The organism is Alteromonas sp. 4NH20-0104 (genome assembly GCF_057547795.1).
The window spans coordinates 13,433-33,786 of the sequence record NZ_BAAJLP010000043.1 but is presented as its reverse complement, the minus strand read 5'-3'; the positions used below and the strand labels follow the sequence as shown (position 1 = coordinate 33,786).

Below are 20,354 nucleotides of genomic sequence, written 5' to 3'. Positions count from 1 at the left end.
GTTTTTACCCCGGAAACACCGAAAGGTGTTATCCGGGGTCTCCCAGGCAATCTATCGAAGTTGAACGTGGCCTGTTTTTACCCCGGAACCACCGAAAGGTGTTATCCGGGGTCTCCCCGGCAATCTATCGAAGTTAAACGTGGCCTGTTTTTACCCCGGAAACACCGAAAGGTGTTATCCGGGGTCTCCTCAAAAATTTGACTCCGGTCGCCATCTGTAACTGCATTTCGACTTCTGAATATCAACAATTCTTTCAGCAACCTTTGGCTATTTCTTGTAGAGTATAGGGGGAAGTCTGGCATCAATCAGGTCATTATGGGGAATCCAGTGAATCCATTGCGGGCGTTTCATAATATTGTTGAAAATCAGGCGATGTCTTTCGACACCAAGGTCGCCCGATTACTTGATTTTGGCCGTGCGCTTTTTGGCCTGGACATTGGTATTGTCAGCCAGATTGCCAACGACAATTACCTTATCCTGTTTGTTGAAAGTAGTATCCCGGAACTCAAGCCGGGCATGAGCTTCACGCTGGAAGAAACTTACTGTACCCATACACTGACTGCCCAGCAGGCTACAGGTTTTCACCATGCCGGTGATTCAGAAATTGCTAGCCACCCCTGTTATCATGCCCAGGGGCTGGAAGCTTATCTCGGAGCCCCGATCTATCTGAATGATGACGTGTTTGGCACTGTTAACTTTTCGTCGCCGGCCCCGGCTAAGCCGTTTCCGCCTGAGTCCTATGATTATGTGGAGTTAATTGCCCAATGGCTGGGAGCAGAGATGGCCCGTAATGAAGCCATGGAGAAGTTATCTGCGCAGGCGGCAACTCTCAGTAAACTGGAGAAGGTAGGCAAGATTGGTACCTGGTCTGTGGACGTACTCAGCGGGAATGTAGAGTGGAGCGAGCAGACCCGGCTTATTCATGGGGTTGACCAGGAATATACTCCTTCAATGGAAACTGCCCTGGCATTCTACCCTGAAGGTGAGCAGCGTGAAAAAGTTCTGCAAGTGGTGACCAACGCTATTGAAAAAGGCCGGCCGTGGAATATCAAGGCGCAGATGATTACCGCTACGGGCAAGACCCGGTGGGTGGTGTCCAGGGGCGAAGTAGAAATGCATTCCGGGCAGTGTGTTAAATTGTTTGGTACTTTTCAGGACATCACATTAAACGTTGAGCGGGCTAAAGAGTTGCAGTTAGCCAAAGAAAGAGCCGAGCAGGCGACTAAAGCCAAAAGTATGTTTCTGGCCAACATGAGCCATGAAATTCGTACGCCGATGAACAGTATTCTGGGCACGCTGCAACTGCTGTCGAAGTCCAGTCTTGAGCCGACGTTGCAAAATCTGGTCAGTAAGGCCGGATATTCCGCCAAAACACTGTTAACGATCGTGAATGATGTGCTCGATTATTCAAAAATTGAGGCGAATCAGCTGACGCTTGAAAACGCCCCATTTTCGGCACTGGAAATCAGTGAGTCAGTGATTAGAGATTTACTGCCTGAAGCTGAGGATAAGCAAATTTCTCTGGTTCTGGAGAGCGCGGCTGACTTTACTGATGGCTGGTCAGGCGATGCCGTAAGAGTTCGACAGATATTACTAAATCTGGTGTCCAACGCTGTTAAGTTTACCCACGAGGGCGGGGTTCGAGTGGAACTGCTGTGTGGGGATGACAATGCGCAGCAATGTTTGCAGATCAATGTGTCTGACACCGGGATTGGCATGAGTGAGGATATACAGCAACGCATCTTCGAGCGTTTTGTTCAGGCCGATTCATCCACCACCCGCAAGTACGGGGGGACCGGGTTAGGCATGTCCATCACGATTAGCCTGGTCAATCTCATGGAAGGCGACCTGCAAGTGAAAAGTCAGCCCGGACTAGGTAGCCACATTTCGGTGCGGCTGCCCTTAACTTCCGCTTCACTAAACGCCCCTGCAATCTGCACGGAAGCTTCAGCACCACCGCGGCTGCAAGGAAAGCGAATCCTGATTGCTGAGGATAATGAAATCAATCAGTTGGTTTTGGCATCAATGCTTGAGCCAACCCTGGCTGAGCTTGAGTTTGTTGAAAACGGCCGGGAGGCCGTCTCGGCGGTTTCCCGCGCACAATTTGATCTGGTGCTGATGGACATTCAAATGCCTGAGATGGATGGCCTGGAAGCTTTTAAGTTGATCAATGAACGTGATAACCAATTACCGGTAGTCGCTCTTACCGCAAATGTCTCTCCCCGGGATGTGAGTGCTTATTTAAAAGTGGGATTCAATTCGCATTTTGGCAAGCCAATCGATCTGCAGTTGCTTTATCGCAGTCTGCGCAGCTTGCTGACATAACTGAGCCAGTAGTCACTGATTATTGGAGCTGGTCCAGTGCCAGGCGTGTGACCGCAATATCTTCCTTATTAACGGCGTAGCTTACCCACAAAGCATTATTCCAGATATAGCTTTTTGGGTAGCTGTAACCAATCCGTTTATATTTACCCTCAAATAGCATCGGTGGCAGTTGATCCTGTCCGCGCAGCACCATCGCCCGGTTAAACATCTCTCCATTATCACTAAACATAATCACCAGAGGCAGGCGGGTTTTATTACCGGTGGGATTATTCACAATAAAAGCGCTGCCGTCGGGCAGATTGCCGGCACTTTGTTTTGCCCGGGAGTCCGGAATATTGGTTACTTGTGCGGAGGTCCAGCTTTCGCCGTTATCTTTGCTTTTGGCAGCAAGCACTTTAAAGCTGCCAGCCTGATCGCGAAAGGTCATCACAATTTCGCCGTCGGGTGTACGAAACCACGAAGGTTCGAGCTCGCGGCTAATACTGCCTTTATGAGGCAGATTGTTAATTTTACCTGCGTGCCAGCCAGAAATAGCCAGCGGGTCGTCGGTATAGTAAGGCGTTGCAATGAGTCCGGGTTGGCGGTGAAAGGCGGTTAGAATGCGCCCCGACGGCAGGGCTTTCAGGTCTTGTTCAATGATGCCGCGCAGCGGTAGACCGGTTGCGTCGGTCACTGGTTTAAATGAAGACCAGTTCAGGCCGTCGCGACTGATGGCATACTCGGTGTGCCCGGCTTTAGGCGACAGCTGTGTCGGCCAGACGTTGATGAAGGCTACCAGTGTGTCGCCATCAGACCACCAACCGCCACTGGTCACTATGGCATCATCGCGGATTGCCGCCAGCGTACGTGGAGGCTGCCATTGCCGGCCATCCGCGCTAACACTGTACGAGACATGCGTGTCCGGGCCATCTTCGTCACGCTTTGATGATTGCCACTGGCAAAAAAGCTGGCCGTTAAAGTGGAAGAGCACTGCACCATGGTTATATTGTGCTTCGTTTTCGATGGCCTTAAAAACACGATAGTGAGTGGCCAGTTCTGTTTGAGGTAATTTGGCCAGCAGGTCAGTACCCGGAGGGAGCAGTTCTGGTTGCATGAGCAGGATGGGCGGCGCCGCTATTTCTTCGGACCAACTTGCATTTGATGTCAGTGAACACCACACCATCAGGTAAATCAATAACAGTGACCGCATAAGTATTCCGGTATTTAGCTCAGGTTGATAAAAGTAGGCGGCCACCGTCAGAGATGCAATACCAGCGCTGTGATGCCGCTTAAAAGTTTAATATATGAAACCCGGTTGCAGGAAATAGCAGATAGAAGGTTAAATAGTCAGGACGTTAAGGTAATCAAATAAACCCCGTTGTTTTACACTTTCTTACATATTTGTCAGACACTTACTATCAATAATCTTTATGCTGACAGAAAAAATAAGGAGAACAGTATGTCGTCATATCGCAGTCTGGAGGAACAGCGCGCTGAGTTTGCCAGCCGACGTCTAATCGCGACCCCTTTTGCCGGATTAATTGCCTGGCTTATCGTTGCCGTTGGCTCATTATTTTTGGGACCGGTTGGCATTAGTTTGCTTACATTCGCCGCCACCGGATCGATTGTGTACCTGGGGTTGTTTATCTCAAAACTTACCGGCGAAGACTTTCTGGATAAATCGCGACCCAAAAATACTTTTGATACCCTGTTTATGTACTCGGTTGGTATGGCTGTATTGGTTTACGCCATTGCGATCCCATTCTTTATGACCGATTACACCTCACTGCCGTTAACCATTGGCGTGCTTACCGGGTTAATGTGGCTGCCAATCAGCTGGATCATTCAGCACTGGATAGGCGTAGTGCACGGTGTATTACGAACAGTGCTCGTGGTAGCGGCCTGGTATGTCTTTCCTGAGCAGCGTTTTCTGGCTGTCTCGCTGGTAATTATTGTGCTGTATATCGCTGCCATCACTGTTCTGGAACGCAGGTGGCGCAATCTTCACCGTCCGGAGTGAGCAGGTAACCAGCAGATGACTTGAGCTGCTTCGGTTGAGGCGATTTATGCAGCGCAGAAGCGGCTTATCTGTCCCGATAACCCGGTAAACTGACGGCAACCACCGCTTAACGCAGGCGAAACTAACAGTTTTCGCTTCAATTACACTATTACCTGTTAAAGTTGCTATAATGCGCGACTGATCTTAACCATGCGTTTATTATTCGGGGCCATCCATGCAGTCAATTACTATTCGCCAGCCAGACGACTGGCACCTTCATTTTCGCGATAACAAAATGTTAGCTGAAACGGTTCCGGCCACAGCCCGCTGTTTTGCCCGCGCAATTGTAATGCCAAATCTGGTGCCGCCGGTCACTAATGCATCGTTGGCGCTGGCTTACAAAGAACGCATTTTAGCCGCTCGTCCCAATGGCAGTCAGTTTGAACCACTGATGACACTGTATCTGACTAACGAAACGACTCCGGCAGACATCACTGAAGCCAAAGCGGCCGGAGTAACGGCTTGCAAACTCTACCCGGCTGGCGCTACCACTAATTCAGATGCTGCAGTGAAAGGTATCAATGCGCTGTATCCGGTGTTTGAGCAAATGCAAAAAGACGGCATGTTACTGCTGGTTCACGGTGAAGTGACCGAAAACCATGTGGATATCTTCGACCGGGAAAAAGTGTTTATCGACGAGTATATGGTGAAGATCGTCAACGACTTTCCGGCATTGAAAGTGGTCTTTGAACATATTACCACCGCCGATGCGGCTGACTTTGTGCTTGCTCACGGTGACAATGTTGGCGCGACGATCACGCCGCAGCATCTTCTGCTCAACCGTAATGATTTACTGGTAGGTGGGGTGCGCCCGCATAATTACTGCTTGCCGGTATTAAAACGAAATACTCATCAGGCTCGCTTGCGTGAAGTCGTCGCCGGGGGCTCGAAGAAATTCTTCCTGGGAACCGATTCTGCGCCACATGCCAAACATCGTAAAGAAAATGCTTGTGGTTGTGCGGGGTGCTATAGCGCCTGGAGTGCTATTGAATTGTACGCTGAGGTGTTTGAACAACTGGGCGCTATGGATAAGTTCGAAGACTTCGCCAGCAATAACGGTCCTGATTTTTATGGTCTGGAGCGCAATGAAGGCACCATTACCCTGGTAAAAGAAAGCTGGCAGGTACCGGAACTCGTCTCCTTGGCAGATGGCACTGAAATGGTGCCATTCTTTGCCGGACAAACCCTCAACTGGAAACTGGCTTAAATTATTTATGAGCGAACTGTTTAGCGACTACAATCTGCGCCCTGAAGTGGTATCGGCGATTGCCCGGGCCGGATATACCGCGCCGCGCCCTGTACAGCAGGCAAGTATGCCTGCCATTCTGGCCGGCCGTGACGTACTGGCGCAGGCACAAACTGGCTCTGGTAAAACCCTGGCATTCGCAGTGGGCTGTTTACAGCAACTGGATATTAACAAGAATGCCCTGCAGGCCATTGTGCTGTGTCCTACCCGAGAGTTGGCAGAGCAGGTTGCCGAACAGTGTCGGATTCTGGCTAAAGACATGCCAAATGCCAAGGTGTTGACCTTGTGTGGTGGTCAGCCCATGGGCCCGCAAATTAACTCACTGCGACATGGTTGCCACATTATCGTGGGCACGCCGGGGCGGGTGATGGATCATATCCAGAAAAAACGCATTACCCTTAAGCACTTAAAAGTGCGCGTGTTCGACGAGGCCGACCGGATGCTGGATATGGGCTTTACCGACGACCTGGCTGTGATTTTTGCTGGCCTGCGGGGGCCGGTACAAACCTTATTCTTTTCAGCGACCTTCACCGATGCGACAACGGCATTAGCACAGGCTTATTTAAGAGATCCGGAATCCATTAAAGTTGATTCTGCACAGCGCGCTAATGTTAGTGAGCTGGTATACACCGTGGAAGAAAGCCAGCGGTTTAATGCGTTAAAAGCGCTGTTAACGACAGAGCAGCCAAACAGTGCCATGGTGTTCTGCCGGACGAAACGTACTACGCAGGAAGTTGCCGACATGCTCGCCCAGGAAGGGTTTGTGGTCGCCGCGATTCAGGGCGATATGGAACAGTATGATCGCAACCGGGTGCTAATGCGCTTTGCCAGCGACTGCTTAAATGTCCTGGTAGCTACCGATGTTGCCGCGCGGGGCCTGGATATAGCGGGTGTCGACTGCGTGGTGAACTATGAAGTCAGTGAAAATCCAGACGCACATATTCACCGCATTGGCCGGGCTGGTCGGGCACAGCAGCCGGGGATGGCGTTTACTCTCATGAGTGAGGCGGAAGGCTCGGCGCTGGCCGCCATTGAGGTCCACACCGGGCAGGATTTAAAAAAGAAAGGCGCTCAGGGCCTGCGCTTCCATGCTAATCGTATTATTGAGCCGGAATTCGTTTGCCTGAATCTTAATGAAGGGAAGAAGGCTAAGCTTCGACCCGGGGATATCCTTGGTGCGCTGACCAAAGATGCCGATGTACCGGGCGAAGACATTGGTAAAATAAAGGTGCAGGCCAGTGAAAGTTTTGTGGCCGTAAAACGGCGCAGTGTGAAGCGTGCGTTAAAGCTATTTCGAGAAGGTAAAATTAAAGGTAAACGGGTTAGAGCGTTTAAACTGTAAGGGGAAGTTATGACAGGGGAAACAGATTTACAAACGCTGCTTGGGGGACTTAATCCGGTACTTCAGCCCGAATCTTGGGTATTCGTTAGTGTGCTGGTGCTTGATCCTGAGGTGTTCGTCAGACTCGATCCTAAGGTCATGTTCCGCGAAAAGGAAGGGGTGACCCTGGTGTTGCTAAAGTCCGTGGCAGATGCCGAAGGCTTTGCTTACGAAACGGTATTTAACTGCATTACCTGTGAAATCCACTCCAGCCTGGAGGCGGTTGGGTTAACGGCTGCCATGTCGAAGGCGTTAACCCAGCAGGGGATAAGTTCAAATGTGATTGCCGCGTTTTATCACGATCATATTTTTGTGCCCGAAGCGGATGCTGAACGGGCGATCGCTGCACTCAAAGCGCTGACCGCCGAACACAGCTAATACTAAATCACTTCAAATACTGATTAAGCCAGGCAATGACTTCCTGTTGCATGGCTTGTCGGTTTTTTACCAGGCCATGATTATCGCCCTCGTAAATGACCAGTTTATTCTGATGGCCAATGTCATCCAGCGCAGAAGATAGCTTGCGCGACTGCTGCGGATTGACCCGTTTATCGTCACTACCATGAAGCAATAGCACCGGTGCTGCAGGCAATTCGTCCAGCCAGTTGATGACGGAGCGCTCAGCGAGAGCGGCAGATTTATTGTTGTCGTAGTCGGGGATCCGGCCGCGGAACACGTTCTCCATTTTGGGGCGCCAGTTGAGTTCTTGTTCAAGATCAGCAACACCAGCAATGCCAACAATCGCTTTGACCTCAGGTAATTCTCTGGCAGCAAGGTAAGACTGCATAGCCCCACGGCTCCACCCCACCAAAGCAATTTTGCTGCTGTCGGCCATAGGAATATCGCTCAGTACATCAACCAGCGCGGTGACATCGTGCACATCGGCGCCACCAAACTCATCGGCGCCATTATTTTCGATAAATCGTGCACTCGCGCCGCGATATTGACTACCAATCACGACGTATCCCGCCTGGGCAAGTTCAGCCTGTAGCAGCAATTTCTTGGCAAACATAACATAGCCAAATTCGGCGTTGCCTCCCCGGTTGTAAATAACCACCGGGGTTTTATCGTCCCGGTGTTTCGGTGCCAGGTAATAGCCTTCAACGGTCAGGCCATCCACTTCATAAGTAAAGTCGTAGCACTCTACGTTTTGTTTTACGCGGTCATATTTTTCTTTGGGAAAAGCCCAGCTGAATGCTTTTTCATTAAAATTTGGCTTTTTACTGGCCAGAACATCTTTCCAGGACTCGTAACTGCTGAAAGGGCCTCGAAAACAGTCTTTCATGGCGGGATTTTTCGCGGCTGCCTGCACACCGGCGCTAATCAGGCAGCATAAGAGTAGTAGTGTTTTGTTTAATATCACGCAAATTCCTTTTTAATGTGAGTATGAAATTCATTGGCCACAGCATAACCCGAGGCGGCATTGGTTCTACCCGTTTTCTGTGTGTAAGTGTAAAAGAATATGTTTTGGTGCCAGTGCACAACTAAATAACCATGCTCTTTATGGGTGCATTAGTTTGCATCGAATTAGCACATTAAAGGTTAACCACTGTTCTTTTTGTGCACGAGTTGTGCGTGAAGTTCACTCAATAGTCTATTATTAGTAATTAATCGTATATTTTATAAGTTTAGCCCTGTCTGTGAACAAGCTGGCACCGGCGGTGCATCCACTTGCGCATCGTTCAGTTTTTACTTCAACACAAGGGGTTTTTTCGTTGAATAATCACACTATGAGCCGCCGGGCCTTGTTGGGCTGGATAGGTAAAACGGCTGGCGCCAGTGCTATGTATCAGGCTATGACCTCATTGGGTTTTGCGGCTGAGTCTTCACACCCGGGTACGCTGAATCTTGGTGGGGCCAAAAAAGGCGCAACGGTATTGGTACTGGGGGCCGGGCTGGCTGGTATGACTTCCGCCTACGAGCTAAGAAAAGCGGGTTATAAAGTTAAGATTTTAGAATTTAATGCCCGCGCCGGCGGGCGCTGCTGGACATTACGCGGTGGTGATACCTACACCGAGCTGGGCGGAGTCACTCAGCAATGCCAGTTTGCTGAAGGCAATTATATTAACCCTGGCCCCTGGCGTGTGCCCTACCACCATCACCATGTGATGTCTTACATCAATGAATTCAATATTGCTATCGAACCCTTTATTCAGGTGAACTACAACGCCATGGTCCATTCGACCAAAGCGTTTGGCGGAAAGCCTCAGCGTTATCGGGAAGTTCAGGCTGATTATCAGGGTTATGCCGCGGAGCTGTTGGGTAAAGCGTTAAATCAAAACGCGTTGGATGAAGCCCTTACTCTGGAAGACCGGGAAAAACTCTTTGAATCGCTGCGCCACTGGGGCGCATTAACCGACAAGGGCGATTATAAGAAGTCTTATGAGGTGAGTTTACGACGCGGTTTTGCCATTCCGCCAGGCGGCGGTTTGTCACCCAAGCCGGAGCCCAGTGAACTGTTCGATCAAAGCGCGTTGATTCAGTCTGAGCTTTGGAAATACATAGTCAACGGCCAGGACATAGAGTTCCAAAGCAGTATCTTTCAGCCGGTGGGGGGAATGGATAATATCGCCAAAGCGTTTGAAAAGCGCGTGGGCGACTTGATTGAATACAGCGCCAAAGTAACCAAAATTGACCAAAGTGACACCGGTGTAACGGTTAGCTACGAACAGCAGGGCGTCGCAAAAACCGCCCAGGCTGACTGGTGTGTATGTTCTATTCCGTTATCTATTCTTAGTCAAATTCCGGTTCAGACCAGCAGTGGCATGCAGGCTGCTATCCGTTCTCTGCCTTATGCTGCGTCGGTAAAAGTAGGTCTGGAGTTCAAACGTCGGTTCTGGGAGCAGGACGAAGCTATTTATGGTGGCGTGAGCTATACCAACTTGCCGATTACGAATATCAGTTACCCCAGCACCAAATTCTGTGACAAAGGCAAAGGTGTGTTACTCGGTGCTTATGTGTGGGGCGCTAACGCCTTTGAATTTACTTCTCTGACTCCCCAGGAGCGGGTGAAGAAAGCGGTGGAATACGGTAAGCAAATTCATCCCCAGTATGCCGAGGAGTTTGATAACGGTATCTCTGTAGGCTGGCACCGTGTGCCCTGGACTCAGGGCTGCTATGGCCTTTGGACGGAAGAAAAGCGTGCAGAGCATTATGAAAACCTTTGTCAGGTTGACGGGCGTCTGGTGCTGGCGGGTGAGCACGCCTCTAACTTACCAGCCTGGCAGGAGGGCGCTATCTCTTCGGCCCACGACGCGATTAAACGACTCCACCAGAAAGCCCTGAGTACAGTGGATTAATAACTTGAGGATGCATTCATGAATAAAACGTTAAAGTTTTTAATTACAGGTTCTATGCTGTTGGTAAGTACTTGCTTGTATGCAACCGATGACGCCGGGTTTTCCGAAGGTGCCAACTTTGAGGAAGTGACCGGAGAAGCCCTTTATCATGCCATTTGCCAGGGCTGTCATATGACTAACGCCGAGGGCGCCAAAGGCGCAGGCATGTATCCGGCGCTGGCAAAAAATCCCAAACTGGCCGCAGGCGCTTATGTAATATACATGGTCAGCAACGGCATGGGCGGCATGCCCCCGCTCAAACAATACCTGTCTGATGAACAAATTGCTGAAGTGGTGAATTACACCCGCAGCCATTTTGGTAATCATTTTACCGACGTGGTCGATGCCGATGACGTTAAAACCATTGCACAACGATAAACACTAACCAGAATACAGGAACACAACATGAAAAAATTATTCCTTGCTCCACTGCTGCTAAGTGCAGTATTTGCCACCACCGGATGTAATGACGCAGAAGCCACTTCGCCGGCCAAGGAAACGGTTATTCGCCATGGTTTGATTGGGTCAGACTTCCCGATCCTGCGCGCTTCGGAAGTGCCGGCTACCAGCACCATCGTCTTTTTAAGTGGTTCAGTGCCTGGGGTCAGCAACCCGGATGCGCCTAAGGGCAGTATGGAAGCCTATGGTGATACTGAAATGCAAACCGTTAGTGTGCTCAACCGCATTGAAGAAAATCTGAAAAGCCTGGATCTGACCATGGGTGATGTAATGAAAATGCAGGTGTTTTTAGTAGGCGATCCGGCGATGGAAGGTAAAATGGACTTCGCTGGTTTTATGCGTGGTTATAAACAGTTTTTCGGTACTGAAGAACAGCCTAATCTACCTTCCCGTTCGGCTTTTCAGGTGGCAGGCCTGGCCAACCCTAACTACCTGGTAGAAATTGAAGTGACCGCTGTTCGCCCTTAATAAACAGGGGGGCTATCAGGCCTGCACCACGGGCCAGGTAAACAGCAACAGGTGGGTGGTATTGAGTCCCCAGTGACAAAGTACCGCCCACAGCAACCGGCCGGTGAGCAGATAAACCAGGCCGTACAGCAATCCGGCCAGTGTGGCCAATACCATATACCAACCGCCACCGGCGAAGTGAGCAAGGCCAAACAAGCCACTAGCAATAACCAGGCCGCCAAACATCCCGAGTTTTTCATGCAGGTAATGCTGCAGCGCACCACGAAACAGTAACTCTTCAGTAAAACAGGTATTGAGCAGGTTAGAGATGACGACTATCACCAGCAATACGGAAAACCCCGGTTGCCATTGCAGTAAGCCAAGCTGAACAGCCAGCAGCATGATGAGCGGTATTGCCAGCAAAGGTAATGTTAGCTTGACCCATGCTGCCACGTGCGGGGCGGTGTGGGGATTTTTTTGCCATACCGGTATCCATTGTAATAATGCCCAGGCGATAAGTACCTTGTCGGTGTTCAGATAAACGCTGGCCGGCAGACTATTGGCCTTTATCTGGGTGTTGTCGGTTAATGGTAATCCCCCGTAACCCGGCAGCAGGTGAGTGAGTAATCCAACGCTTAATACGCCCCACAGTAACCAGGCTATTATCTTCGGCCACCGCCCTGACAGGCATTGTTGATAAAGCAAATAAGTAAGGCCAATGTAGGCCGTTGCCTGCACAGCAAACAGCAGGCTGCCGGCGAAATTTACCGATAACCACACGGCCACTACAGGCATGCCATAGCGGATAGCAGGTTTTGCTGAGCCGCTACAGAGTAGCAACAAGGCTGAATAAAGTAGCGCGGCCAACAGGTGGTAATCAGGCAGGGTCATGAGCTGGTTGGTTAATCGTCCTTTTAAGGCCAAGATAACACAGGCAGTGATAATGAAAATACACGCTAACTACTCCTCAATCGAAGCAGGGTTGTTATAGTGGTTATTCTTTAATCTGTTTTGTTATCAGGGAGAACGTAATGACCATCGATTTTTCATCTGTCTCAACATGCGAATATGCCGATGCACTGCCACGGGAACAGTTTATGGATTATGCCATTCATTCATTGTGGCAGCCGGTCCCTAGAATCTCCGGGCCGGCTTTTACCGTAAAGTGTCAGCCGGGCGATCACCTGATGTTACACGCGGCTATTTATCGGGCTAAACCGGGCGATATCATTGTGGTGGAAGCTGACGATCAGTTTGCCGTATCCGGTGGTAACGTGTGTGCGATTGCCCAAAGACGGGGCATAGCCGGCTTTGTGGTAGATGGTGTCATCAGGGATTTAGCCGAAGTACGGGAGATGGGCTTTGCAGTATTTGCCCGCGGCGTGATCCCCAAACCCGGTGCGAAGAAATGCGTCGACCCACTCAACCAACCGGTTAACTGTGGTGGTGTGACAGTGCATCCCGGTGATATCATTGTCGCCGACGAAGAAGGTATTGCCGTCGTCCCACAAGCCTCTGCTGCTGAAGCCTTTGAAATTGCGAAAAAACGTGCCGACAAAGACAGCAGCATGACCCTTGATGAGTGGCAAGCCAATCACCATGACAATGTGGAAGCGATCCTCAGCAAGCTGGGGTTTAGCGACACCTGAGATTAAGCAAAAGGCCTGATGTTTTCTTTTTTTGAGCGATTAACCAACCCATTTCCATCTGAACCTCCCACACAGCCACCAACCACAATGGTGGCTTTTTGCAAGCATTACACCAAAGGGATGTGGGCCGTGTTACTCACGGTATCGCTACTAAGCGCTATCGTAGCCATGCTTGAAGTCACTCTGTTTGGCTTTATGGGCAAGCTGGTCGACTGGTTTACCGAAAAAGACCGGGCCACCTTTGTTGAGCAGGAAAGCAGCACGCTGATTCTAATGGGCGTGGTGGTGGTGGTGCTGATCCCGGGCTTTATTTTGTTGCGTTCACTGTTTTCCCGCCAGTCGCTCCTGGGTAATTACCCCATGCGCATCCGCTGGCAGGCGCACCGTTATCTGCTCGGCCAGAGTTTGTCTTTTTTCCACAACGAATTTGCCGGTCGGGTAGCCACCAAAGTAATGCAAACCGCACTCTCTGTGCGCGAAACGGTAATGAAACTGCTCGATTTAATGGTGTATATCGGCGTTTATTTTATTTCCATGGTGGTGCTGATCTTTACCTCTGACTGGCGATTGGCATTGCCATTGATGGTCTGGCTGGCAATATACATCGGTATCCTGCGGGTGCTGGTGCCCAAACTTAAGGAAGTGTCACAGTTTCAGGCCGATGCACGCTCGTTAATGACTGGCCGGATCGTCGACAGTTACACGAATATTTCTACGGTTAAACTGTTCTCCCACAGCCAGCGCGAAGCCAGCTATGCCCAGGAGAGCATGGATAAATTCCTGCATACCGTGTATCCCCAAATGCGCCTGGTGACCATTCTGGAATTCTGTGTAGAACTGAGCAATGCCATTTTGATCTTCAGTGTGGGCGCTTTGTCGGTGTATTTGTGGTTACAACAAGTTGTGACACCTGGTGAAATTGCCCTGGCGGTGAGCTTATGCCTGCGTTTAAATGGCATGTCGCACTGGGTAATGTGGGAAGTGGCTTCGCTGTTTGAGAATTTAGGCACAGTGCAGGATGGTATTAATACCCTGGCGCAGCCTATTGCCGTGAAAAATGTAGCTAAAGCACCAGCGGTGAGTGTCACGGGCGGGCAAATTCAGTTTAAGAACATGAGTTTCAGTTACCCGGGGGCCAATAACCAACCGGTGCCGGTATTTGAGAATCTGGATTTAAACATAAAGCCGGGCGAAAAAGTGGGTCTGGTAGGACGTTCGGGCGCAGGTAAGTCGACTTTAGTGAACTTGTTACTGCGTTTCTACGATACTACCGACGGACAAATTCTGCTGGACGGCCAGGACATTAGTCAGGTGGATCAGGAGTCGTTACGAGCGCAAATTAGTATGGTGACTCAGGATACCTCTCTTATGCACCGTTCGGTGCGGGATAATATTATCTACGGCCGTAATGACGCCGACGATGAAGCGATGATCAAAGCCGCAGAACAAGCCGAAGCGTTTGAGTTTATCCAGCAGCTTTCCGATAAGGATGGCCGTACCGGGTTTGACGCGCAAGTGGGCGAGCGTGGTGTGAAACTATCCGGCGGACAGCGCCAGCGTATTGCTATTGCCCGTGTACTGCTTAAAGACGCGCCGGTGCTCATCCTCGATGAGGCCACCTCCGCTCTTGACTCTGAAGTAGAAGCGGCTATTCAGGAGTGCCTGAATAAAGTGATGGAAAATAAAACCGTACTGGCTATCGCCCACCGTTTATCCACCATTGCCCAGATGGATCGCTTACTGGTGTTGGATAATGGCGAAATAGTTGAGCAGGGTACCCACCAGGAACTACTGGAAAAAGGCGGCATCTACGCCAAGTTATGGGCTCACCAGACAGGTGGATTTCTCGGTCTTGAATAAGCACGCTGGCGTGCTTACTCAAGACCTTAGAAATCCCCTGTCCCGGAATTCGCGCAGCGAATATCCGGGACCTCCTGAACAGGCTGGCTCACCCACAACTACCTTTCCGCAAAGGTCATTTAAACTCTACGATAGCAGGTAAGGAGATCCCCGCCCAAAAGCCTGCGGGGATGACGGATATTTTTATCTTCGGGATGACAGTTGTTTTGAGTGCAAGGGATGACGGTTGTTTTGTAGTGTATGTATGACGCGTATTTGTAGTCAACATCGTCGTCCCGGAAGAGCGCAGCTCTTATCCGGGATCTCCTGAACAACCTGGCTAACCCAAGACCACCTTTCTGCAAAGGTCGATTAGACACTACAATATCATGCAAGGGGGGCCCCGCTTAAAAGCATGCGGGGATGACAGAGGTTTTTGTAGTGGCGGGGATGACGGAGGTTTTTTAGTGCGGGGATGACAGTTTTTTAGTGCGGGGATGACAGTTTTTTAGTGCGGGGATGACAGTTTTTTAGTGCAGGGATAACGGATAATGTGTGATCAATATCGTCGTCCCGGAAAGAGCGCAGCTCTTATCCGGGATCTCCTGAACAACCTGGCTAACCCAAGACTACCTTTCTGCAAAGTTCGATTAGACACTACGATAACAGGCAAAGGGGTCCCCGATATTTGCTGCGCAAATTCGGGGATGACGTGGGGGATGTATTGGCCCTTTCGTAGCGGTTGTTTTACCCCCGGATGAACATGCAAGGAGATCCCCGCTCAAAGGCCTGCGTGGATGACGTGTAGGATGTATTGGCCCTTTTGTGGCGGTTGTTTTACCTCCGAATGAACATGCAAGGAGATCCCCCGTTTTCAACGGGGATAAAACTATTGGGCTTACTGTCATAAAGCCCTATTGTGGGCTCAATGTAAAATATTGATCTCGTGTTCTGGTGCCACACATGCCTCTGCCGATGCCAAAGTCTGGGATAACTAACGTGTCGTAACCTGCTTTTTCAATGGTCACTTGGTAAAAACCGTTTCGATCGCCGAGCATGGCAATTTTTTCATCGTCTTCACAGGAAGGGGCGTCATTGACAAACGTCTCAGTAAACCCTGCTTCATCTGATACGGTTACCGTTGTTCCACAGCCAATTGGGTTGTAAGAGCCTTCATCGACAATGGTTAACTTCAGCGAGTTGTCAATTACCCACGCAGCGCAGCTTAACTGATCTGCCGGGATGACAACGTCCACTGAGATCGTATATTCGTCATCAGCAATTTGTTCATTACGGTCGACCCTTATGAGGGTGGGATAACCGAGCCCTTCGGTGTATTCGACTTCCAGGAAATCAGCGCGACTTTCTTCTAGCGCGATCAGGTCGAATAAGTCATCTACTGTCCAGACCGTTACCAGCTCTGGCCTTAGCGCTTTGTTGTTGTTGCTATCAACACCAAAACCTTCAGTACCAATGGATATGGATGGCCCAAAACGGGTCGCTACCTGCGAAACCACTTCATTATTTTCAACCAGCGCTATGCGAGGTGCCGTTACTTCATCCAGGCAATTGCAGGTATGGGTAAACTGCATTTCATAGTCTGAGATGTTGTGGCTTTCCCAAATTTGCCGATGTTTATTCAGCTCTTCCAGAGTCGTATCGGAGTCACTGTTACAGCCAGTTAGAGAGGCTGAAATGAAAATAGCAGATAGTAATTTGCTGTATCGAAGCATAAACGTCCTTTTACTTTACTAGTTCCTGAATGATGAAAGCGTGAGCTTTGCAGTATGATTTATAGGATACCAACGTGTGAGGTAAGTTCAATTTTTCGGGATATACAGAACGATAAATTAGTTCTGTAATGAGTCAACCTCATGCAATCCCAAGCCTGCTCACGCGCTAAAAGGTATGACGGTCATTTTAATGTTTAAGGATTACGGCGCAACGAGGTTTCGTGATTTTCCTCTGAACCTTTATACTGGCAGCAAATGAATCGCCGGAACCATTACACTGTTATGCATTTATCAGCGCCACCGGAAATCGAAGAAAGCCGCCAGTTGCCTGCCTCCACACTGAGCTGGATAGCCCGGCACAATTTGTGGAATTTATGGGTGCCGCGGGAGTTCGGCGGGCTCGAAGCAGAGCTGCTGGAAGGCCTTAAGATCTTGCAATCCCTAGCCAGAACAGACGGCAGTCTGGGTTGGACAGTCACCCTGTGTGCAGGGGCTAATTACTTTATTGGTAATTTAAAGCCGGAGTTTGCCGCTGAGCTGTTTGTAGATAATCGCGTTGTGCTTGGCGGCAGTGGCGGCCTGTTCGGTGATGCCTGTAAAACGGCATCAGGCTATCGCCTTAATGGACAGTGGCGTTATGCCACGGGAGCTCCCTACTTAACCCATTTTACGCTAAATGCCCGCTTGCTTGATGATGGTAAAGTGCTTGAGGATCACCAGGGCCAGCCGCAGTTTTCTTCCTTTGTGGTGCCGGCACGGCAGGTCGAAGTAGTAGAAGACTGGCAAACTATGGGGCTTGTAGCAACCGCCACCCATAGTTTCAAAGTTACGGACGCTGAGGTATCTGAGTTGGAACGTTTTCGTTATGACCAGGTGTACCTGCCGCAAAGCGTTTATCAGCTAAACTTTGGTGTATTTGCCGACCTTACCCTGTGGGTGAACTACATCGGTATGGCCGAGCATTTTGTTGACTTAGTTAACTCCGGCCTTAGTTCCGCTGTATCACCGAGTCTGCCGGATATCCTTCAGCATGCTAACCGGATGGTAGAGAGCCTGGCCCGGGAATGTTTGCAGGCAGTCAGGGAAAAAACACCCTTTACCGAGGCGTTTATCAGTAAGGTTCATACTGCGGCGAGTACCTCGGTAGCTACCATTTCACAGGGGATAACGGCAATATATCCTTACACTGGTATCAAAGGTGCCAGTGAGAATACTGAAATGAATAATGTGTTCCGGGATTATTTTACGGCCACGCAGCACCATATTTTTACCGCTTGAAGGGATGTCCCCGTTCGCTAACAAAGCGCTTGTATCTGCGAGTGTGTTGAGTATAATACGCGTCCCTCCCTTGCGAAGCCGCACTTTTTCTCTAAAAAAGACGTCAAAACTTCACAAGGTGAGTGTAAGTAAAATTAGCCGTGAGGCTGGTAGTTATTCTTCGTAAAAGAAGAGTTTAGGGGTGTAGTTCGAATTGGTAGAACAGCGGTCTCCAAAACCGATGGTTGGGGGTTCGAGTCCCTCCACCCCTGCCAGATTAATCTGGTTGCGCGTAAGAGTTTATTACTCCGGGCAACTGAAATATGCCGTATTGCTAGGGTCGTGAAATGAGCGAAAAAACGGAAAATCCATCCAATCCAATGGACTTACTTAAGTGGCTGATTGTGTTTGCCTTATTGGCCGGTGTGATTACAGCTAACTATGTGTATGGTGAGTTGTCAGTGTTATATCGCGCGCTCGGCGCCGTAGCCGGTGTGGCAATTGCAGGTTTTGTTGCTGCCACCACAGTGAAAGGTAACGCGTTTCTGACATTTGCTAAAGATTCACGTATGGAAGTACGCAAAGTAGTATGGCCATCGCGTCAGGAACTGAACCAAACAACCCTGATTGTACTGGCGGCAACCGTTATTGCTGCACTGTTACTGTGGGGCCTTGATGGTATTCTGGTTTGGGTAGTTGGATTGATTACGGGTATTGGAGCATAAGGCATGACTGACATGACTGAAGAGAACAAACCAAAAAAACGTTGGTACGTTGTACAAGCTTATTCTCAGTACGAGTCTCGTGTTAAGAAAACCCTGCTTGAATACATCAAAATGCATGAAATGGAAGACTATTTCGGTCAGGTATTGGTACCTACTGAAGAAGTGGTTGAAATGCGTGCAGGCCAGAAGCGTAAATCGGAGCGTAAATTCTATCCGGGTTATGTGCTGGTAGAGATGGAAATGAACGAAGATTCGTGGCACTTAGTGAAAAGTGTACCGCGGGTACTGGGCTTCATTGGCGGCACCTCTGATCGCCCAATGCCAATTTCCCAGCGTGAAGCGGATGCAATTCTTAACCGTCTTGAAGAGTCGGTGGATAAGCCAAAGCCAAAAACGTTGTTCGAACCGGGCGAAGTGGTTCGCGTTATCGATGGTCCTTTTGCCGACTTCAATGGTGTGGTAGAAGAAGTAGACTACGAAAAAAGCCGCGTAAAAGTATCGGTACTTATTTTTGGTCGTTCAACACCGGTCGAGCTGGAATTCAGTCAGGTCGAGAAAGGTTAAAGAGCAAAGACATACCCAAAGCCTTATTGCCGTATGGCAGTGAGGCTTTTTTGTTTTTATGTAATCTATAAAAAACAAATTTGCACAAGAGGTTGCATCAGGCTATTTGTTAGCCTATAATTCGCGCCCCTTTTATTGGAACCGGGGAGCCGATTGAGCGGATAATCTCGATATCTGCAAGGCGTTTGACCCATTAACGAGAGCATTTAAAATGGCTAAAAAAGTAACAGGCTTAATTAAGCTTCAGGTTGCAGCCGGTGCTGCTAACCCTTCTCCACCAGTTGGTCCTGCATTAGGTCAACATGGTGTGAACATCATGGAATTCTGTAAGGCTTTCAACGCAAAAACCGAAAGTCTTGAGAAAGGCGCTCCAGTACCAGTAGAAATTACTGTTTACGAAGACCGCTCTTTCACATTCGAAACCAAAACGCCTCCTGCTTCATACCTGCTGAAAAAAGCGGCTGGTATCAAGAGCGGTTCTGGCCGTCCTAACACTGAGAAAGTGGGTACTGTTACCCGTGCTCAATTGGAAGAAATTGCCAAGACTAAAGAGCCGGATCTGACAGCTGCTGACCTGGACGCTGCAGTACGTACAATTGCGGGTTCTGCTCGCTCAATGGGCTTGAAGGTAGAGGGTTAATCGAATGGCTAAATTAACTAAACGCGCACGTTTAATTCGTGAAAAAGTTGATGCGACCAAAGAGTATGATATCTCTGAAGCGTTAGCACTACTGAAAGAACTGGCGACTGCTAACTTTGCAGAAAGCGTAGACGTTGCTATCAATCTGGGTATCGACGCAAAGAAATCTGACCAAAACGTCCGTGGTGCAACTGTACTGCCTAACGGTACTGGTAAAGAAGTTCGCGTTGCAGTATTCACTCAGGGTGCAAACGCTGAAGCGGCTAAAGAAGCCGGTGCCGACATCGTTGGTATGGATGACCTGGCAGAACAGGTTAAGAAAGGCGAAATGAACTTTGACGTAGTAGTAGCCAGCCCTGACGCAATGCGCGTTGTTGGTCAGTTAGGCCAAATCTTAGGTCCACGTGGTCTGATGCCTAACCCTAAGACTGGTACTGTAACACCAGACGTAGCTACTGCGGTTAAAAACGCAAAAGCTGGTCAGGTTCGCTACCGTAATGATAAGAACGGTATCATCCACGCCAGCATTGGTAAGATTGCTTTTGAAGCCAATCAAATCCAGGAAAACTTAGAAGCATTACTGGAAGCACTGAAGAAAGCTAAGCCTTCTTCTGCTAAAGGTACTTACATCAAGAAAGTTAGTCTGAGCACCACTATGGGCGCCGGCGTTTCTGTTGATAAGGCGACCGTAGGTCAGTAATGCCCCTTGCTGG

The 20,354-nt window shown here is 49.5% G+C and carries 19 protein-coding genes and 1 tRNA gene; 16 read left to right on the top strand and 4 right to left on the bottom strand.

Features of this window, described 5'->3' with window-relative positions:
* Positions 1–315: 315 nt before the first annotated feature.
* Positions 316–2,325: a GAF domain-containing hybrid sensor histidine kinase/response regulator gene (locus AC27IB_RS21925; RefSeq protein WP_487123644.1), complete on the top strand. Its 2,010-nt coding sequence runs from the start codon at positions 316–318 to the stop codon at positions 2,323–2,325.
* Positions 2,326–2,344: 19 nt separating this feature from the next.
* Here the strand turns inward: AC27IB_RS21925 and AC27IB_RS21920 are convergent, their stop codons facing one another.
* Positions 2,345–3,514, bottom strand: a complete 1,170-nt coding sequence (locus tag AC27IB_RS21920) for a sialidase family protein (protein ID WP_487123642.1) — start codon at positions 3,512–3,514, stop codon at positions 2,345–2,347.
* Positions 3,515–3,763: 249 nt separating this feature from the next.
* On the opposite strand from AC27IB_RS21920, the gene AC27IB_RS21915 reads away from it, so the two are divergent.
* The 4 genes from AC27IB_RS21915 (at position 3,764) to AC27IB_RS21900 (ending at position 7,368) form a co-directional block, all read left to right on the top strand.
* A complete protein-coding gene (locus tag AC27IB_RS21915) occupies positions 3,764–4,324 on the top strand; it encodes a DUF7010 family protein (protein WP_296048308.1) in 561 nt (186 codons plus the stop codon).
* Between the two features lie 214 nt (positions 4,325–4,538).
* On the top strand, positions 4,539–5,570 hold the full coding sequence (gene pyrC, locus AC27IB_RS21910) for a dihydroorotase (RefSeq protein WP_487123640.1): 1,032 nt from the start codon (positions 4,539–4,541) through the stop codon (positions 5,568–5,570).
* A gap of 7 nt (positions 5,571–5,577) precedes the next feature.
* Positions 5,578–6,951 carry an ATP-dependent RNA helicase DbpA gene (gene dbpA / locus AC27IB_RS21905; RefSeq protein ID WP_487123638.1) on the top strand — a complete coding sequence of 458 codons (1,374 nt, stop codon included), beginning with the start codon at positions 5,578–5,580 and terminating at the stop codon, positions 6,949–6,951.
* A 9-nt stretch (positions 6,952–6,960) separates the two neighbouring features.
* The gene (locus AC27IB_RS21900) at positions 6,961–7,368 is read left to right on the top strand and encodes an ACT domain-containing protein (protein WP_296048301.1); all 408 of its coding nucleotides are present in this window, start codon (positions 6,961–6,963) and stop codon (positions 7,366–7,368) included.
* 7 nt (positions 7,369–7,375) lie between these two features.
* Here the strand turns inward: AC27IB_RS21900 and AC27IB_RS21895 are convergent, their stop codons facing one another.
* Positions 7,376–8,353 (bottom strand): alpha/beta hydrolase family protein, encoded by a 978-nt coding sequence (locus AC27IB_RS21895; protein WP_296048298.1) that lies wholly within the window; start codon positions 8,351–8,353, stop codon positions 7,376–7,378.
* A 352-nt stretch (positions 8,354–8,705) separates the two neighbouring features.
* Here AC27IB_RS21895 and AC27IB_RS21890 point away from each other — a divergent pair, with 352 nt between their 5' ends.
* Genes AC27IB_RS21890 through AC27IB_RS21880 form a run of 3 tightly spaced genes read left to right on the top strand, consistent with a single transcriptional unit; the run spans position 8,706 to position 11,255 of the window.
* A complete protein-coding gene (locus AC27IB_RS21890) occupies positions 8,706–10,289 on the top strand; it encodes a flavin monoamine oxidase family protein (RefSeq protein ID WP_296048295.1) in 1,584 nt (527 codons plus the stop codon).
* 18 nt (positions 10,290–10,307) lie between these two features.
* The gene (locus AC27IB_RS21885) at positions 10,308–10,706 is read left to right on the top strand and encodes a c-type cytochrome (RefSeq protein ID WP_296048292.1); all 399 of its coding nucleotides are present in this window, start codon (positions 10,308–10,310) and stop codon (positions 10,704–10,706) included.
* A 27-nt stretch (positions 10,707–10,733) separates the two neighbouring features.
* On the top strand, positions 10,734–11,255 hold the full coding sequence (locus tag AC27IB_RS21880) for a RidA family protein (RefSeq protein WP_279320571.1): 522 nt from the start codon (positions 10,734–10,736) through the stop codon (positions 11,253–11,255).
* Between the two features lie 15 nt (positions 11,256–11,270).
* Here the strand turns inward: AC27IB_RS21880 and AC27IB_RS21875 are convergent, their stop codons facing one another.
* Positions 11,271–12,158 (bottom strand): CPBP family intramembrane glutamic endopeptidase, encoded by an 888-nt coding sequence (locus AC27IB_RS21875; protein WP_296048288.1) that lies wholly within the window; start codon positions 12,156–12,158, stop codon positions 11,271–11,273.
* Between the two features lie 107 nt (positions 12,159–12,265).
* Here AC27IB_RS21875 and AC27IB_RS21870 point away from each other — a divergent pair, with 107 nt between their 5' ends.
* Both AC27IB_RS21870 and AC27IB_RS21865 read left to right on the top strand, forming a co-directional pair.
* Positions 12,266–12,883, top strand: a complete 618-nt coding sequence (locus tag AC27IB_RS21870; protein ID WP_296048285.1) for an RraA family protein — start codon at positions 12,266–12,268, stop codon at positions 12,881–12,883.
* Between the two features lie 18 nt (positions 12,884–12,901).
* On the top strand, positions 12,902–14,743 hold the full coding sequence (locus AC27IB_RS21865) for an ABC transporter ATP-binding protein (protein WP_296048282.1): 1,842 nt from the start codon (positions 12,902–12,904) through the stop codon (positions 14,741–14,743).
* A gap of 893 nt (positions 14,744–15,636) precedes the next feature.
* Here the strand turns inward: AC27IB_RS21865 and AC27IB_RS21860 are convergent.
* On the bottom strand, positions 15,637–16,455 hold the full coding sequence (locus AC27IB_RS21860; protein WP_487123633.1) for a DUF6174 domain-containing protein: 819 nt from the start codon (positions 16,453–16,455) through the stop codon (positions 15,637–15,639).
* Between the two features lie 282 nt (positions 16,456–16,737).
* Here AC27IB_RS21860 and AC27IB_RS21855 point away from each other — a divergent pair, with 282 nt between their 5' ends.
* The 6 genes from AC27IB_RS21855 (at position 16,738) to rplA (ending at position 20,341) form a co-directional block, all read left to right on the top strand.
* Positions 16,738–17,733: an acyl-CoA dehydrogenase family protein gene (locus tag AC27IB_RS21855; protein ID WP_487123631.1), complete on the top strand. Its 996-nt coding sequence runs from the start codon at positions 16,738–16,740 to the stop codon at positions 17,731–17,733.
* Between the two features lie 177 nt (positions 17,734–17,910).
* Positions 17,911–17,987, top strand: a tRNA-Trp gene (locus AC27IB_RS21850).
* A 72-nt stretch (positions 17,988–18,059) separates the two neighbouring features.
* Complete coding sequence (gene secE, locus AC27IB_RS21845; protein ID WP_296048277.1) at positions 18,060–18,437, top strand: preprotein translocase subunit SecE; 378 nt, start codon at positions 18,060–18,062, stop codon at positions 18,435–18,437.
* Between the two features lie 12 nt (positions 18,438–18,449).
* Positions 18,450–19,001: a transcription termination/antitermination protein NusG gene (gene nusG, locus AC27IB_RS21840; protein WP_296048320.1), complete on the top strand. Its 552-nt coding sequence runs from the start codon at positions 18,450–18,452 to the stop codon at positions 18,999–19,001.
* 211 nt (positions 19,002–19,212) lie between these two features.
* Positions 19,213–19,641: a 50S ribosomal protein L11 gene (gene rplK, locus AC27IB_RS21835; RefSeq protein ID WP_073316563.1), complete on the top strand. Its 429-nt coding sequence runs from the start codon at positions 19,213–19,215 to the stop codon at positions 19,639–19,641.
* A gap of 4 nt (positions 19,642–19,645) precedes the next feature.
* Positions 19,646–20,341, top strand: coding sequence for a 50S ribosomal protein L1 (rplA, locus tag AC27IB_RS21830; protein WP_296048271.1), 696 nt, complete (start codon positions 19,646–19,648; stop codon positions 20,339–20,341).
* Positions 20,342–20,354 lie beyond the last annotated feature (13 nt).